We start from the raw sequence: 15,101 nt of genomic DNA, 5'->3' as shown, positions 1-15,101 counted from the left end.
ATAAGTAAGAGTGGTCTCATAATTTCCAATTGCAAATGTAAAAACTGAGAATGATTGGATGGGAGTGGTAATTAATAGTAATATCCTATCATGAAGCCACATTCGACTCAGTCCACGTTTTTTGCCCAATTGCAAATCTTACCGAAATGCTCGACGCAGTCGACCGCATCCCGGGCTCTATGTTTATGATTAAAGACCTCGACTCCCGCTACATTTACATGAGCTGCGCGCTTCGGGAAGCAATCCAGCTTCAACCACGAGAAGAGGTTGTCGGCAAAACTGAATTTTGATCTCTTCCCCAGAATGATTGCCGAAACATTTCGGCAAAACGATTTGCTGGTCTTTCAGGAAGGACGGACACTGCTCAATGAAGTCCACGCCACTGCGTTTTTCAGTGGTCCGACAAAGTGGTTCTTCTCCAGCAAGTTTCCGTTGCGTGATCGTGAGAGCCGCATTATTGGCTTAATCGCAATCAATGAACCCTACGAGCAAGTCATGGGGCAAGATGCCGAACTCAATCAGTTGCTTCCCGCGATTCAGCTAATCACAAAGAAGTATTCCGAAAAAATTATGATTGCAGACTTGGCGGAACTTTGTTCGCTTTCGGAAAGCCACTTCATGCGTATTTTCAAACAGCGGATGAAGATGACCGCACAAGCCATTATCGAACAGGTTCGGATGTATCACGCCATTAAGGCCATCAAATCCGGCACTCAATCGATTGCATTAATCGCTCATGATTGTGGATTTTATGACCATAGTGCATTCGTGAAGCGATTCAAAAAGTTGACGGGTACGGCTCCGATGAAATATCGGAAAGATTGTCAGGCTAACTACGAAACCAATCGAGCCATTGCCATTCCCGAACCGTTGCCTGGTCTAACCGCCCGTTGATTTTCTTTTTCACCAGGAATATCTTCTGGACCACAGTCTCCAGCGATTAGTCTCTGGGGGAGTCGCTCGCCCACAGTTTTTCCCCATGACGGTTGAAAAACTCTATCCACGAATCGGAAGGCTGTGTACTCTCGATACAGCATTTAAATATTAAGAATTAGAATCATTACGACGTGAAGTGAGTGAAGTGACCTGTTGCCCGGCTCTGCGGTATTCGGTGGGGCTGATATTCAGTTCTCTCTGGAAAACCCTGGACATCGTTGAGGCGGTACTGAATCCGGATGCATATGCGACCGATTTGATAGGGACTTGAGTTTCAATGAGCATCCGAGTTGCCCGATCTAATCGGCATTTCGTCAGTTCATTGTGAATCGTATGACCGACCTCTTTTTCAAAAAGTCGTTCCAAAGTTCTGCGATTGACTCCGACACGATCAGCCACCATTGAGACGGAGAGTTGCCAGTGACTGTGATTCCAGATTTCCGTCATAGCCGCGATGACATGGGCGCTATGTCTTTTCCCTCCAAGCGAACGCATGTTAGGGTAAACAGGTTGCATTTGGTCTAAGACTTCAGTGATTATCCTCAGGACACGCGCCGAAATCGAGGTTGGCTGATGGCGAGGATTTTCTGTAATCAATCTAATGATTTCATTGTACTGTTTGATAAGAACGGCTGCGTTTTGCAGATGATGAACCGGGTCTAAAGGCGAGAGAATTCCACGTTGTTGCCAATCGAAGATTAGATCTCCATTGACGGAAATCCAGTATTCAGTCCAGCCTGATGCTTTTGAGGGACGATAACGATGCCAGACATCGGGAAAAAGAATCATCATCGTGCCTGGCTTAATCTCGATTTTTCCAGTCTGCTTTGATTCAAACTCTCCCGTGCCTTCCGCGATGAATACAAATTGATATTCCGGCAGAACGCGCCCCGAGTTCCACGTAAAATTATACAGTTCAGGGTGTGGTTGATGGGGATAAACATCATCAGGCCCAACAACATCTGTTCCTGAGCCCGTCAAATACAAACCGAGTTTAATTTGAGTTTCTGTCACCGGTACGTAAACAAATGATTCTTTTCGAGTTGTATGGTCAGTCATTGAAGTTCGACTCGTTATTGCAAAGCAGATTAAATGATCATGAAGATGATTCAAAAAGTCTTTTATGGCACTTTCCAGCACCCCATCAATGTCGCATAATGCGACTCCCATGAGCAGTTTGCAATCCTTGCAGTACTGTACAATCAACTACATTTCTATATTACGAGACACTTTCTTAGATATGAATTATCTTATGCGTGTCGTATATTTACATCAATAAATCAACCAGTTCTCACGTAAAATGGATACAATAAAATATAGAGGTTGGTATTCACCACCTTCCAATGGACGTTCGTTCTGTCTCTTTCGAGTCAGCATTCTATTTATTTTTCAGGGAGATCTTCACATGAAACGCCGTCAATTAAAAGGATTTACGTTAATTGAGCTGCTGGTTGTCATCGCAATCATTGCCATTCTGGTTGCCTTGCTGCTACCCGCTGTTCAGCAAGCCCGAGAAGCGGCCCGTCGAAGCTCCTGTAAAAACAACTTGAAGCAGTTGGGCCTGGCGCTTCATAACTACCACGATACATTTCGAGTTTTCCCTTATGCATCGACATTTACCGATAATGGCGTGCCAAATTCCACTGAGTCCAATCGGCTTAGAGGCAATGCTCATGGCTGGTTTCAATTCATTCTGCCGAATATCGAACAGTCAGCCGTTTACGACCAAATCAACTTCAACGTAAGCACAGGCAATGCAGCAAATCGACCATTATTTGAAAACAAGTTCTTTTCTGCTGCAGCTTGCCCAAGTAATCCATTTGCCAATACGTTCAAAAGGGTTGATGGCAATAATTTCAACGACATCGGCTACGCGACGATGGGAGCAATGTATCGGCCTGTGGGCGGAACAATGAATACAGGGCAAGCCAAAGACTGTACCGCTGGTCTCCCTTCCTTTTGCCGTAATAATTCCGGGGGCATCAACGGGGGTTGGAATGGCGGACCTCAAACCAATAATGCTGCCGTTGCGGGAATGTTTGCTCGGGGTGTGACAAAATTCAGCATGGCCAGTCTTACCGATGGAACCAGCAACACGCTGATGCTTGGGGAGTCAAAGCCACATTTCAGTGAATTTGGTTCTTTATTTGCCCAAAACGTACCAACCTCTCACTTTTTTCTGAAGATTAACAGTACTTTTCTTAAAGCTCGCGAAGATGCTAAAACAGTTGGGTGGACTGATGCCGTTGGTCATGCCAGTTATCACGATGGAGGAGCACAGTTTGTTCTCGCTGATGGCTCGGTTCGTTTTTTGAGTGAAAATATTGATTACGCAACGTACTGCTATCTGGGAGATCGTGCAGACGGTCAGGTGATAGGTGAATTTTAATTGATCTCAAATCAAAATCAGGCAGGGTGTGCCCTTGGGGTCCCCTGCTTTTCTTTTTACCTCTTAAGGTTAAACGACGTGAAGAAACTATCAATAAATTCTTTCGGAATCCTGTTGCTGTCAATGTTAGTCTGCTCTGGCTGTGGTGGTGGAAGTGATGGTCGGCTCTCTGCTTCAGGGACGGTCACACTGGAAGGTGCTCCTCTGGAGTCTGGGTCAGTTGTTTTTTCAAATGAAAGTGGTGTTTCAGCAGGCGTCGGCATTATTAATGGCGGTTCATTCACAATTCAAGAAGCGGCCAGTTCCTCCGGGATCCAGCCAGGAACCTATAATGTCGCGGTGAATTCCTGGGAAAAAGAGCCGGGGAGTGTAGATGATCAGGGAAACATCGTGGATGAAGGAGTTTCAAGAATCCCCGAAAAATATAATGATCCGAAAACTTCAGGTCTGACGGCTACTGTTTCTCCTGATTCTCAGACATTCAGTTTTGATCTAAAATCTAAGTAAATCTGATTTCGGCAATCACGTCATGGACGTTCTCTGAACATCTTAGTCAAGAGAGTTAGCCGCAATGTCAGAAAATATCAGTCGGGCCTACGAACTTGCGAAAGAACGGTATGCAGAGATCGATGTGGATGTCGATAAGGCATTGCAGATCCTGAAGACCATTCCCATTTCCGTGCATTGCTGGCAAGGTGATGATGTTGCCGGCTTTGAACGTGATGATGGCGCACTTGGAAACGGACTTGCGGTCACTGGCAATTATCCCGGTCGAGCACGAACAGCAGAAGAATTGCGGAACGATCTGGAATTGGCTTATTCACTGATTCCCGGAAAACACCGCTTAAACCTGCATGCTTTTTATGGCGAGTTTCATGGGTCGATTGATCGGGATGAAATCGGGATTGAACATTTTCAGAGTTGGATGGACTGGTCTGCCAGTCATAGAATCTCACTCGACTTCAACCCCAGCTACTTCTCTCACACCAAAGCAGTCGACGGATTCACTCTCGCTCATCAAGATGCGGGCATCCGTCAATTCTGGATCGATCACGGAATCGCCTGCCGGAAAATTGCTGCCGCAATGGGAGAGGCTCAAGGGAATCCCTGCATTAATAATTTTTGGGTGCCTGATGGCTTTAAAGATACTCCTGCAAGCCGCAAGGCTCCACGCGAACGACTGGCTGATTCCCTCGATAAGATTTTTGCAGAAGAAATTTCCCGTGAACTAACTCTGGATGCCATCGAATGCAAATTATTTGGCATCGGCTCAGAGAGCTATGTCGTCGGTTCTCACGAATTCTATCTCGGTTATGCGATCTCCCGGAATAAAATGCTGTGTATGGATGCAGGTCATTTCCACCCGACAGAAGTCATTTCCGATAAAATCTCGTCAGTTTTAATGTATGTTCCCGAATTGTTGCTGCATGTGAGTCGTGGTGTTCGTTGGGACAGCGATCACGTTGTGACATTCAACGACGAATTGCAGGCGATCATGCACGAGATTGTGCGAGGTGATTATCTGAGTCGTGTGCATATCGGGCTTGATTTCTTCGATGCAAGTATCAATCGGGTAGCAGCCTGGGCAATCGGAACCCGTAATACAGTCAAAGCATTGCTGGTGGCTTTATTGGAGCCAACACAAAAACTGCAGGCACTGGAAAAAGAGGGTAATTACACCGCACGTCTGGCATTAATGGAAGAGCATAAGTCAATGCCCTGGAGTGCGATATGGGACTATTACTGTCAGGCCTGTGATGTCCCCGTAGGAGCCAAATGGTTGGAAACCGTTGGTCAGTATGAACGAAATGTCCTCTCGCTACGTAGCCAGGAATCGGTCACTCATTAATTTGCTCAACAAGACATATAGGCACGACTGATTGCCCATTTTGAAGTAGAAGCAATTATTGGAAATTTTGATGAACGAAGAGCCCTCAACTTCTGTTGGTGAATTCGAACGGGAGCCTGTGCCGGATTCTGAGTTACTTGGATCTGGAAAGTTCTGGGGGATGTATGCTGGTGAGCATGCCGCCGGGACTGAGTTTATGATTGGGCCGCTCTTTCTGGCAGCCGGGGCCAGTTTACAAGATCTCCTGTCAGGGTTGCTGCTGGGCAATCTTCTGGCGGTGCTGACGTGGCGGTTTCTGGTCACCCCGATTGCAATCGCGAAGCGAACAACACTGTATTACCAGTTAGAACGTATTGCCGGCGGTTCACTGGTTAAGTTTTACAATGTGGTGAACGGTTTACTCTTCTGCTTCTTAGCCGGAGCGATGGTGACTGTTTCTGCCAGCGCAGTGGGCGTTCCGTTCGGGATTTTCTATGAAGTTCCCGAGTCGACCTTTGCATTCGGTGCTCCCTCATTCACTGCTCTGGTGCTTATTGTCGGAATTATGATGGCGATCACCGCAGCTGCCGGTTATGGGATGGTGGCTCATGTCGCCAACATTGCTGCTCCCTGGATGATTTCGATTTTTGCTGCATGTGGAATTGTCTCCCTGGTTCAATTGAATGCAACATCGGTCGCCGCTTTGACGGATGGAAAATTCTGGACGGATGCCATCGCTTTTGTTCAGGACAAGAATGGTCCGCAATCATTTGGCTTCTGGCAGATTGTGACGTTCGCCTGGCTTTGCAATGGAGCAATGCACTTTGGGATGGCCGATCTTTCCATCTTCCGATTTGCTCGCAGCAATTCCTCCGGTTGGGCCCCTGCGGTTGGCATGTTTCTCGGTCACTACATGGCCTGGATTTCAGCAGCCTTATTGCTGGCTGCACTGATAAAAGTGCAACCGGATCTCGCAGTCGGAGCTGATGGGAAAGTCAGTGCAAATCCCGGCTTGTTGGCATTTCAGGCGCTGGGGTGGACTGGGATTATTTGTGTCGTGATCGCCGGCTGGACAACAGCAAACCCCACAATTTATCGAGCGGGCCTGGCCTTTCAGGGAGTGATCCCCAAGAGTTCCCGGACGATGATGACGTTGATCGCAGGCGCGGTCGCCACTTTGGCAGGAGCGTTCCCGAATCTCTCGGCTCAATTACTCGGTTTCGTGGGGACTTACGGAACGGTTCTAGGCCCAATGGGAGCTGTCATTTTTGTCGACTACTACTTTATGAAGAATTTTGGAATGACGGACGAATATTCCTACCACAGCGGGATTCGAATTCATGTTGCCGTGCTGATTGCCTGGTTGCTTCCTGTTTCGGTAGGCCTCTATTTGATTTTCTGGCAGGGATTGTTCGCAGCATATGCCGTCATTCCTGCTTAGATCGCATGCGGTGTGATCTATCTTCTGTTGAGTAAACTCACACAAAGAAAAATGGTATGACCGACAAGTAATATCAGAAATTCAACTGACAATAATCAAATCAAGAAAATCGTATCATGTTTCTCAAACTCATCTCATGGATTGCCCTGGCTGCAACGATCGTGCCGTGCCTGCTTTACTTTAGTGGGATGATCCGACATGAAACGGTAATAATTTCGGCATTAGTGGGAACCGTTGTCTGGTTTGTGATCACTCCATTATGGATGGGACGTGATTTACCAGTGGATGCAAAAGATATCGAGATCTGATCGCATACAAACGCAGGATTGTCATTTCATTCTGAGAAACTGCTCAGTTTTAATCCGTTCCTTTGTTTTGCTATCGCCCCAACCTTATTTAACGAAAACGAATCCCTATGAAATCAGAATATTTCTCCTATTATGAAAGCGAGTTCCTGAACCAATTTGCTGGTTCGAACAAGCATTTCACTTCATTGATTTGCATCGTTCTGTTAGTCTTGATGTCTTCATCTGCCTGGGCTGCATCCAAACCAAATGTTGTTTTCATTCTGGCGGATGATCTCGGCTGGAGTGACACCACGTTGTTTGGCACGACGAACTTCTACAAAACGCCAAACATTCAGCGACTGGCTGAACGCGGCATGACTTTTACTCGTGCTTATTCTTCAAGTCCACTCTGCTCTCCAACACGGGCCAGTATTCTGACAGGACTAAGTCCCGCAAGAACTGGCATCACTGCTCCCAATTGTCATTTGCCACAAATCGTTCTGCAGGCAACAACCAGCCCGACAGGACCTGTTAATCACAAAGCGACATTTCCTAACCCAGTCACGAGACTCGATAAGAAATACTACACACTGGCTGAAATGTTCAAGGACAATGGATACGCCACAGGGCACTTCGGCAAATGGCACCTGGGCTCGGAACCGTACTCGCCGCTGGAACATGGGTTCGATGTTGACGTGCCTCATCATCCCGGCCCTGGCCCGGCGGGCAGTTACGTCGCGCCGTGGAAGTTCAAAGACTTTGATCACGATCCGCTAATACCCGATGAACATCTCGAAGACCGCATGGCGAAGGAAGCCATTGCCTTCATGGAGCAGCATACCGACGAACCGTTCTTTCTAAACTACTGGATGTTCAGCGTCCATGCTCCGTTTGATGCCAAGCAGGATTTGATCGATCAGTACAAAAAGAATGTCGATCCTACCGATTCCCAACGCAGCCCCACTTATGCTGCAATGATCGAAAGCATGGATGATGCGGTGGGGACATTGCTTGATACGTTGGATCGCCTCAAGATTGCCGATCACACAATTATATTTTTTGCATCGGACAACGGCGGCAACATGTACAACGAAGTCGATGGCACTTCTGCGACCAGCAACGCCCCTCTTCGCGGCGGAAAAGCGACAATGTACGAAGGGGGCGTTCGTGGCCCGGCAATTATTGTTTATCCAAAACACATTCAAGCAGATTCCCGAAGTGAGGAAATCATTCAAAGTTGCGACTATTACCCGACCCTGCTGGAAATGCTCTCAATTGCTCCCCAGCAGGGACAGAACTTCGATGGTGTAAGTATTGTTCCCGCTCTGAAAGGAAAGCATCTCGATCGCGAAGCGATCTTCACGTATTTCCCTCACAGTCCACCAATTCCCGAATGGCTACCCGCTGCTGTCAGCGTACATTCAGAAGACTGGAAACTGATACGCATTTTCTTCGACGGCGAGAATGGAAACCATCGATACAAGCTTTACGATCTCAAGGAGGACATTGGCGAGCAGAATAACCTGGCTTTAGTGAAGCCGGAAAAGGTGAAAGAGCTTGACTTGGTGATTGACGAATTCCTGAAAGATACACAAGCCGTCCTGCCTTTGCCGAATCCCAGGTTTGATGCCTCTAAGTATCAACCGAAGCTTGAGGGGAAATCGTCTCTCAAAGGCGGAGCAAGGACTCCTGCAAAAAAGCCAGCCAAGTTTCTTGATAAACCTGTTGCGGGCTGGCAACCCGATGGTGATTGCAGTCTTGCACTAAGAGAGGGAAAGTTGATCGTCACGAGTTCAGGAACAGATCCCTATTTCAGTTATGCACTGCAAGTACCAGTTGAGAAATCTGACTTTGAAATCACGTTGACATTCTCTTCCGACTCTTCCAGAGAAGGCCAATTCTACTGGAGAGAAGCAGGAAAACCGGGTGGGTTTCATCGAGATCGCAGTATTCGTTTTGATGTCAACCACGATGGCCAACCTCATACCTATCATTTGAAATGGAGTACTCAAAGTCCGCTTACTGCCATTCGACTTGACCCCTCAAAATCCAATGGAAAAATAACAATCACAAGCATCAAAGTAACGAAATCCACTGGAGAAGCAATTTACGAATCAGATTTTTAATGAAACGTGACAGTCTCAATTTCATTGATCTTTAATTCTCTATATTAGACTTAATCCCGCTCTGTCGCCGAAGCAATCAATGCGAGCAGTGGATGGATAATCCTGGCCATTTCGGTATTGTCCTTAAATCTTCTTCTGCAGGGTACAACACATTCGTTGGACAGCGCGATTCCTGTCTTTTGAAATGGATCATTTCCAGTCAGATTCCTCCAGCATACTTATCTCCTCGATCGAGATGAAGTAGAATGATTTTCGATTCATTTCTCGCATCATGAGGCTATTCCATGAATTCTCGACGTCAATTTCTGACCCAGTCTGGTTTGCTATCACTAGTTCCGCTGACCAGTGCCGTGGGAGCCTCTTCGGCTCAGGCTGCAGAAACGGAAAAGAGCGACGGTGCCAGGGAAACGCATCCGATTGTGCTCTCGACCTATTCATTGTGGCGGTTTCAGAACCCGGATCTACGGGATATAGACAAGTGCATTGACATTGCCGATGAATACGGCTTCGATGGTGTCGAACTGCTGCTGTATCAGATCGAACAGAATGATTTGCTCAGTCATTCTAAGTTGATGAGCTACAAACGCCACGCACTCCGCCTCGGATTGCCTCTCGTCGGATTGTCGACGCACCAGGGATTTGTTACTCCCGACCGCGACCGCCGCAAGCAGAACATTGACCGCACGATTGCTCAACTTGAAATCGCCTACAAGCTGGGCATTCCCGTCATGCGAGTCAACACCGGCACCTGGGGAACGTCTGGTAGTTTTGATGAGCTGATGAAGAACCGGGGTATCGAGAAACCGCTTGGTGGCTATACCGACGAAGATGCCTTTCCCTGGGTGATTGAAGCTTTTGAAGCCTGCCTCCCCACCGCTGAGAAGTGCGGCATCGTGATGGCTCTGGAAAACCACTGGGGATTGGGACTGACTCCCGAAGGGATCCTCCGCATCGTAAACGCGATCGACTCCCCCTGGCTGCAAATCACAACCGACACCGGCAACTTTCTGGATGATCCGTACGACCGCCTCGAAAAAATCGCTCCGCAAACAGTCTTCGTTCAGGCCAAGACTTACTATGGTGGTGGCCAATGGTATTCGTTAGATCTCGATTACCCTCGGATCGCAAGTATCCTCCAAAAACACAACTACCGTGGATTCATCTCCCTTGAATTCGAAGGCAAAGAAGATTATCGCACCGCCATTCCGAAAAGTTTAGAGTTGTTGAGAGGAGCTTTTCGACGGGTGAGAGTGTGAGTGAAATGAGCAGGTGTCTCAGACATTTATGTCTAATTGACGAAGTCACAAGCTGTTTGTCGTAACGCACTCAGTGCTTCCCGCCGTGCAGTTTTACACGACAAAATTGCATATTCTGTCTCAGTCCTCGCCACGACCGAAGTTTAAATTTTTGGAGAGACTGAATACTCAATCGTCTGAAGTCATTAAGGAATCGGTCTTGGATTTCGATCCGAGATGGTCAGTTATCGTGCATGTTGATCGATACTGAGTAAGAGTATGCTGGTCCTCCTGTAAGTAAGAGTGAGTGTGATTACCCAGCAATTGGGGAATCATAATTTCCCCCCTCAAATGAACTCTTTCATTGATATCAAAGGAATTCTGTCTGCACCGTTTCTGGAACTTGTGGCAGATGTAGTACATTAGTATTGACATCAAGATTTGCTTTGGAGTTTTGTCAGCAGAGCCTGCAACGCATCCCCCATTCCTGGAATATCTTTTAATTTTTCTTCGAGTTGATCCGCAAGATCTGCATTTGTTTGTTCGGGAGCATCTTCGATTTGTTCAATCTTTCCCACAGCCACAAGATGGTTATAATTTTCGATTGCCTGCTGTGTCGCCTTGAGTCGTCGTTTAATGATGGCTCGCGATTCTTTATGGTCGGGACTTTCGACGAACCCTTCAAGAAAGTCTCGTTGCGAGCGGAGCCTTTGAATCACGGAGGCGTTGTGATGCCTGGGGTCGCGGTGATCAAATCGGACACCATGGTCAATTAATACGTTAACGATATTGAAATGGTGGCAGGCAATCGCAATAAAGATGGGGTGTTGTGGCTGTGGCGAATCGTTCAAGTCGAATCCCGCACTCGCCAGGTTCGCGATTTGCCTGGGACTAAGTTGCGGGTTCTGCACTGCGATTTGTAGTTTTTCAAATGCTTCTTTGGAATTCATACTGAACCTGTCCTCATTCATGGTGTGGCACTCTGATTTCGATCCCATAATTTGGAGCAATGGTCAGCAACTTCTCGATCTCGTCTTTTGTCGGGGGCAATGCAGAGTTTGAGCCTTCTGAAAGCGGTACGCCGAATTCGAAGAACATTTTTTCCAGCCCTGCTGGTGCGATAGAGATAAGCATTTTCGCTGGTTGGCTGCTTTCATTCTTAAATGAATGTGGCGTCCCCACAGGCATGTTGGCAAACATCCCAATTCTTGCCACAACACGTTCCTCACCAATCTGGAATGTGATCTCACCTTCCAGGATATAAAAGCTCTCTTCCTCTCGACTGTGGACATGCGGGGGTGGACCGCCCCCCGGTGGCACAATCGCTTCCCACATGGCATATTTACCGTTTGTATCTTCACTCGTCGCCATAAAACGGTAAACATCCCCAACGACGGCAATGGTACGACCTTCATTCGGTTTACGGATTGTAGGTGTGATATTCGTAGTCATTGGTTGTGCCTTTGTATGTAGAGAATTATCCGTGTGCTATTTCAGCAACGTCAATAGCATAACCAATTGTGACTGAGCTTTGATGCTGTGCGGTGTCTTGGCACTCATTTGAATCCACGTCCCCGGCTTCCCTTTGACTAGTTCCTCACCAACAGTCAGTTCGGCTTCACCGTTGATGATCTGAATGATCGCCGGTAGTGAAGCGACATGTTCATTGAGGCCATCGCCAGCGGCAAAAGCGAACATTATAACTTTTGCATTGCCGTCATCAGCCAGCACTATACTCTGCTTGCCGGATTCAGGCGGTTGTAGTTCGTCGGCGAGTTGTCGGATTTGATATTGAGTCATTGTTTGCCTTTTAATCCTTGTCTCAGCTCAAGAGGATAATCAGTGAGGATCGCATTCAATCCCACTTCAATGCAGTGCTGCCAGTTCTCTGGAAAATATCCAGCAACCTTTGCCCCAGCGATGAAGGATCGTTTCCCGGCACCACTAACGGCATCCAATTGCTCTTTGGGGGGTAGATAACGGAAGTAAACCCACGAAGCATTAGTGTCGGCAAGAGCTTTGGGAAATTCATCAGCATTATTGGCGACTGCAGCACAATCAGCATTTTTCGATGCCTGCTTGAGTCGCTCCCTGACAATTGGATCTGAGATTGTCCGACCGATAAACAATAGCCGGTTCAGTACATTGTGCTTCTGCGCCAGTTGAACCACTTCCTGCTCAACGCCCCCCGCTTTCAGATCGACAGCGATCAACACTTCATGCTGACGGTACTCGGCAACCAGTTTCAGGACTTCCTCGACAGTCGGTACTTTCTCATCGGCAAACTTCGGATCAAACCAACTGCCTGCATCCAATTCACAAATTTGTAACAGAGTAAGGTCAGACACTTTTCCGGTTCCGTTAGTGGTTCGGTCCACTGTACTGTCATGGATACACACCAAGTGGTCGTCTATGGTTCGTTCCACGTCAAACTCAAAGCCGAGTCGTAGTTCGAGGCACGCCCTGAAGTTCGCCAACGTGTTTTCTGGTGCGTGACGGAGTAGACCACGGTGAGCGACGATGAGCGGTCGAGTTTGTTCGGTAGCATCGGAGTGATTGCAGACAATGGCGATGTAGAAAGTCAGTAGAAGTAGTGAACGAGAAAAAGTCATGATTGTTTTGCTTTCTTTGTCAGTCGATCACACGCTTCCAACATTGCCTTGAGTTGCTCAGGATCGATAAGTCGGTGATCGTTGCCGACTTCAATCAGCATTTCAGATGTCAGGCTATTGTTAAATGGCTCAGACGCCGAGAATATTTTATATGAAGCGAAAGATGGTTGGCTATCAATAGCCAGCGAAAGTTATTGCTTTATCGATCAAGCCACCTTCCGCTCGAAGGACTTGATCAATCCACCAACGTATTTTCTGACTTCAATCTGATCGATCGAAATGGTCGTTACTTCACTAGGCTCCTCTCGAATGGGCGGCAGGGAGATCTTATGTTCCATACCCACTAACATTCCCCAAAAGTGGAATAAAAAAGCCACTCATACTGGATGAGTGGCTTTGAAGTGAGTCAGTCAGCAACTTTTAGAATTCACCGAGAACATTCCCATCACTTTTGTGACCCAGATTTCGCCAGGTTCCCAGATCGATATTTTCAGAAACGAAACGAACAGCTCCATCACACTGTAAGACCTGCACCCCTCCTTTATGCTCACTGCGAGAGCCTAAAACTGCCGTTCCACCTGTGCTGCTTTCGCATTCCGTGATATTGGTATTAGGACCTACTATGGTTGAATAAGACCAAGCGGGCATACGATCAGCAAAGAACCAGGAATAACCACGTCTTTTATTAAACCCAGCTGAACCTGGACAGACAGGAGGATTTCCTGATGCGTTTTCAGTTCGTACTTGCGAGCCTACTCTACACTCTGCAACCACCATCGTATTGGAGGTTCCATCAGTAATGTCACGCATTTTAGTTTTGCTATTCAGGAAGAGTACTGAATCACCATTGTTCTGGAATTGTGATCCTCCTGCTGCAAAGCTTCCACTTTTGGCTGTGCAGGTCACATAACTGGTCGGTGCGTATGTCGATTCGATCACGATCGCCTCAAGAGTTTGCAGATTCCGGAACAACATCACATAAAGATTCCGGTCTATTCGTGCCGTCTTCGATTTGACTGAAAAAAAGTTACTGGCCCGTAGCGAGAAAATGTGCCGATGGCAATTTAGCAGTCTTCGCCATCAGAATTCTGCCCCATTGACTGTCCTTCCAAGTACAGTTTTTTACCAAGCGGTACGCCATAGACGCCTCCAATGAAGAAACCAACAGCGCTAAAAATGAAAATTTCCAGCCACGCCATGCCCCCGGGTAAGTCAGGATTCGACAAGGCGTAAGGACCAGCCATTAGCCGGATAACCAGCCAGCCCAAAAGGCTACCGCTGACACAACCACCAAATGCACCAATGATGAATCCCAAAATAATGAAGATCCATTGCATAGTAAAAATCCAATTAATGGCGTGTTACAACAAATGTGTTCTTGTGCCAACCATACAATGACAATAGCAACTCAAGTTTCATTTGCCAGTTCAATGACTGAACGGTCATGACTGGTAGTTCAATCGTTTGGTGCCTTCAGGGAATCGGTCCCGACTTTCAGTTCCCTGCTCTTTCGAAACCCGCGAATCTCCATACGACTTCATATTTTTATTCTTGATCGCAACCAGATCCTCGCACCTCTGGCTACTCAGAACAGGATTTGTGTTCAGACGTTGCCTGAAATGGTCCGCTGCCTTGCATGTTGATCGATATGAAAGGGGCACCACCACAGGCTCGGGTCACTATATTTCCATGCCAGATAATGACTTATGGATTTACGCGATCATTGTGGTTCGTTCGGGGTGTAGAATGGAAGGTGAGGTCTGTGTCTATTTCGGCCAAACGATTTGACTGCGACCTGTTAACCTTCCGGGTTCAGACGGAGATCACATTGAGTAAATCGTTGGCAACGAATTCTCGAATTTCATCCCGGACACGCCGGTAATGATCCAGTGCTTCTTCTTCGCTTGCTGCCGTATTTGCCAGCTTTGGCGGATCATCAAAGCCGACGTGCACAACACGGGCTTTTCCCAGAAACCCAGGACAATGCTCATCGGCGTGTCCGCAAACCGTGATGACTACATCCAGCGGCACATCTTCCAACGTGCTTGCCAACTTGGAAGACTGCCCTGTGATGTCCAGTCCTGCTTCAGCCATCACTTTGATCGCGTTGGGATTCATGCCATGGGCTTCGATGCCGGCGGAGTAAGCGTCGATCTTGTCGCAATGCAAATACCTGGCCCAGCCTTCGGCCATCTGACTGCGGCAGGAGTTTCCAGTACAAAGAAAGAGAACTTTAGTTTTGGACAT

The 15,101-nt window shown here is 47.4% G+C and carries 16 protein-coding genes; 8 read left to right on the top strand and 8 right to left on the bottom strand.

The genetic code is table 11. The features are described from left to right. Positions 1-267: 267 nt before the first annotated feature. Entirely contained in the window at positions 268-894 is a 627-nt protein-coding gene (locus tag Pan54_RS06660) for a helix-turn-helix domain-containing protein (RefSeq protein WP_146502762.1), read from the top strand. Between the two features lie 150 nt (positions 895-1,044). Here Pan54_RS06660 and Pan54_RS06655 read toward each other — a convergent pair whose 3' ends face one another. Next, positions 1,045-1,995, bottom strand: a complete 951-nt coding sequence (locus Pan54_RS06655) for an AraC family transcriptional regulator (protein ID WP_165441621.1) — start codon at positions 1,993-1,995, stop codon at positions 1,045-1,047. A gap of 346 nt (positions 1,996-2,341) precedes the next feature. Here Pan54_RS06655 and Pan54_RS06650 point away from each other — a divergent pair, with 346 nt between their 5' ends. The 7 genes from Pan54_RS06650 (at position 2,342) to Pan54_RS06620 (ending at position 10,263) form a co-directional block, all read left to right on the top strand. Further along, the gene (locus Pan54_RS06650) at positions 2,342-3,325 is read left to right on the top strand and encodes a DUF1559 domain-containing protein (protein ID WP_165441620.1); all 984 of its coding nucleotides are present in this window, start codon (positions 2,342-2,344) and stop codon (positions 3,323-3,325) included. A gap of 123 nt (positions 3,326-3,448) precedes the next feature. Further along, positions 3,449-3,832, top strand: a complete 384-nt coding sequence (locus Pan54_RS06645) for a hypothetical protein (RefSeq protein WP_146502759.1) — start codon at positions 3,449-3,451, stop codon at positions 3,830-3,832. Positions 3,833-3,896: 64 nt separating this feature from the next. Beyond that, positions 3,897-5,174 (top strand): L-rhamnose isomerase, encoded by a 1,278-nt coding sequence (locus Pan54_RS06640; RefSeq protein WP_146502758.1) that lies wholly within the window; start codon positions 3,897-3,899, stop codon positions 5,172-5,174. 70 nt (positions 5,175-5,244) lie between these two features. Next, on the top strand, positions 5,245-6,594 hold the full coding sequence (locus tag Pan54_RS06635; RefSeq protein WP_146502757.1) for a hypothetical protein: 1,350 nt from the start codon (positions 5,245-5,247) through the stop codon (positions 6,592-6,594). A 116-nt stretch (positions 6,595-6,710) separates the two neighbouring features. Beyond that, on the top strand, positions 6,711-6,902 hold the full coding sequence (locus Pan54_RS06630; protein WP_146502756.1) for a hypothetical protein: 192 nt from the start codon (positions 6,711-6,713) through the stop codon (positions 6,900-6,902). Between the two features lie 107 nt (positions 6,903-7,009). After that, entirely contained in the window at positions 7,010-9,007 is a 1,998-nt protein-coding gene (locus Pan54_RS06625) for a sulfatase (protein WP_146502755.1), read from the top strand. A gap of 284 nt (positions 9,008-9,291) precedes the next feature. Then, positions 9,292-10,263 carry a sugar phosphate isomerase/epimerase family protein gene (locus Pan54_RS06620; protein ID WP_146502754.1) on the top strand — a complete coding sequence of 324 codons (972 nt, stop codon included), beginning with the start codon at positions 9,292-9,294 and terminating at the stop codon, positions 10,261-10,263. 413 nt (positions 10,264-10,676) lie between these two features. On the opposite strand, the gene Pan54_RS06615 is transcribed toward Pan54_RS06620, so the two are convergent. The 7 genes from Pan54_RS06615 to Pan54_RS06585 all read right to left on the bottom strand — a co-directional run bounded on the left by Pan54_RS06615 (position 10,677) and on the right by Pan54_RS06585 (position 15,101). Next, the gene (locus Pan54_RS06615) at positions 10,677-11,192 is read right to left on the bottom strand and encodes a hypothetical protein (protein WP_146502753.1); all 516 of its coding nucleotides are present in this window, start codon (positions 11,190-11,192) and stop codon (positions 10,677-10,679) included. A gap of 13 nt (positions 11,193-11,205) precedes the next feature. Further along, positions 11,206-11,694, bottom strand: a complete 489-nt coding sequence (locus tag Pan54_RS06610) for a cupin domain-containing protein (RefSeq protein WP_146502752.1) — start codon at positions 11,692-11,694, stop codon at positions 11,206-11,208. 36 nt (positions 11,695-11,730) lie between these two features. Beyond that, entirely contained in the window at positions 11,731-12,042 is a 312-nt protein-coding gene (locus tag Pan54_RS06605; protein WP_146502751.1) for a cupin domain-containing protein, read from the bottom strand. Next, positions 12,039-12,854 carry a glycerophosphodiester phosphodiesterase gene (locus Pan54_RS06600; protein ID WP_146502750.1) on the bottom strand — a complete coding sequence of 272 codons (816 nt, stop codon included), beginning with the start codon at positions 12,852-12,854 and terminating at the stop codon, positions 12,039-12,041. The genes Pan54_RS06605 and Pan54_RS06600 overlap by 4 nt, the downstream gene beginning before the upstream one ends. A 420-nt stretch (positions 12,855-13,274) precedes the next feature. Next, positions 13,275-13,829, bottom strand: coding sequence for a DUF1559 family PulG-like putative transporter (locus Pan54_RS06595; protein WP_146502749.1), 555 nt, complete (start codon positions 13,827-13,829; stop codon positions 13,275-13,277). Between the two features lie 89 nt (positions 13,830-13,918). Further along, positions 13,919-14,191 carry a hypothetical protein gene (locus tag Pan54_RS06590; protein ID WP_146502748.1) on the bottom strand — a complete coding sequence of 91 codons (273 nt, stop codon included), beginning with the start codon at positions 14,189-14,191 and terminating at the stop codon, positions 13,919-13,921. Positions 14,192-14,666: 475 nt separating this feature from the next. Continuing rightward, entirely contained in the window at positions 14,667-15,101 is a 435-nt protein-coding gene (locus Pan54_RS06585; protein ID WP_146502747.1) for an arsenate reductase ArsC, read from the bottom strand.

The sequence above is a fragment of the Rubinisphaera italica genome (assembly GCF_007859715.1).
In the GTDB taxonomy this organism is placed as follows: Bacteria; Planctomycetota; Planctomycetia; order Planctomycetales; family Planctomycetaceae; genus Rubinisphaera; species Rubinisphaera italica.
The sequence above is the reverse complement of the archived record's forward strand: the minus strand, read 5'-3'. Positions and strand labels throughout refer to the sequence as shown.

Coding starts and splice junctions, on each gene's coding strand:
- Pan54_RS06655 (WP_165441621.1), bottom strand. CDS start 1,995: ATGACTGACCATACAACTCGAAAAGAATCATTTGTTTACGTACCGGTG.
- Pan54_RS06650 (WP_165441620.1), top strand. CDS start 2,342: ATGAAACGCCGTCAATTAAAAGGATTTACGTTAATTGAGCTGCTGGTT.
- Pan54_RS06645 (WP_146502759.1), top strand. CDS start 3,449: ATGTTAGTCTGCTCTGGCTGTGGTGGTGGAAGTGATGGTCGGCTCTCT.
- Pan54_RS06640 (WP_146502758.1), top strand. CDS start 3,897: ATGTCAGAAAATATCAGTCGGGCCTACGAACTTGCGAAAGAACGGTAT.
- Pan54_RS06635 (WP_146502757.1), top strand. CDS start 5,245: ATGAACGAAGAGCCCTCAACTTCTGTTGGTGAATTCGAACGGGAGCCT.
- Pan54_RS06630 (WP_146502756.1), top strand. CDS start 6,711: ATGTTTCTCAAACTCATCTCATGGATTGCCCTGGCTGCAACGATCGTG.
- Pan54_RS06625 (WP_146502755.1), top strand. CDS start 7,010: ATGAAATCAGAATATTTCTCCTATTATGAAAGCGAGTTCCTGAACCAA.
- Pan54_RS06620 (WP_146502754.1), top strand. CDS start 9,292: ATGAATTCTCGACGTCAATTTCTGACCCAGTCTGGTTTGCTATCACTA.
- Pan54_RS06615 (WP_146502753.1), bottom strand. CDS start 11,192: ATGAATTCCAAAGAAGCATTTGAAAAACTACAAATCGCAGTGCAGAAC.
- Pan54_RS06610 (WP_146502752.1), bottom strand. CDS start 11,694: ATGACTACGAATATCACACCTACAATCCGTAAACCGAATGAAGGTCGT.
- Pan54_RS06605 (WP_146502751.1), bottom strand. CDS start 12,042: ATGACTCAATATCAAATCCGACAACTCGCCGACGAACTACAACCGCCT.
- Pan54_RS06600 (WP_146502750.1), bottom strand. CDS start 12,854: ATGACTTTTTCTCGTTCACTACTTCTACTGACTTTCTACATCGCCATT.
- Pan54_RS06595 (WP_146502749.1), bottom strand. CDS start 13,829: ATGTTGTTCCGGAATCTGCAAACTCTTGAGGCGATCGTGATCGAATCG.
- Pan54_RS06590 (WP_146502748.1), bottom strand. CDS start 14,191: ATGCAATGGATCTTCATTATTTTGGGATTCATCATTGGTGCATTTGGT.
- Pan54_RS06585 (WP_146502747.1), bottom strand. CDS start 15,101: ATGTCCAAAACTAAAGTTCTCTTTCTTTGTACTGGAAACTCCTGCCGC.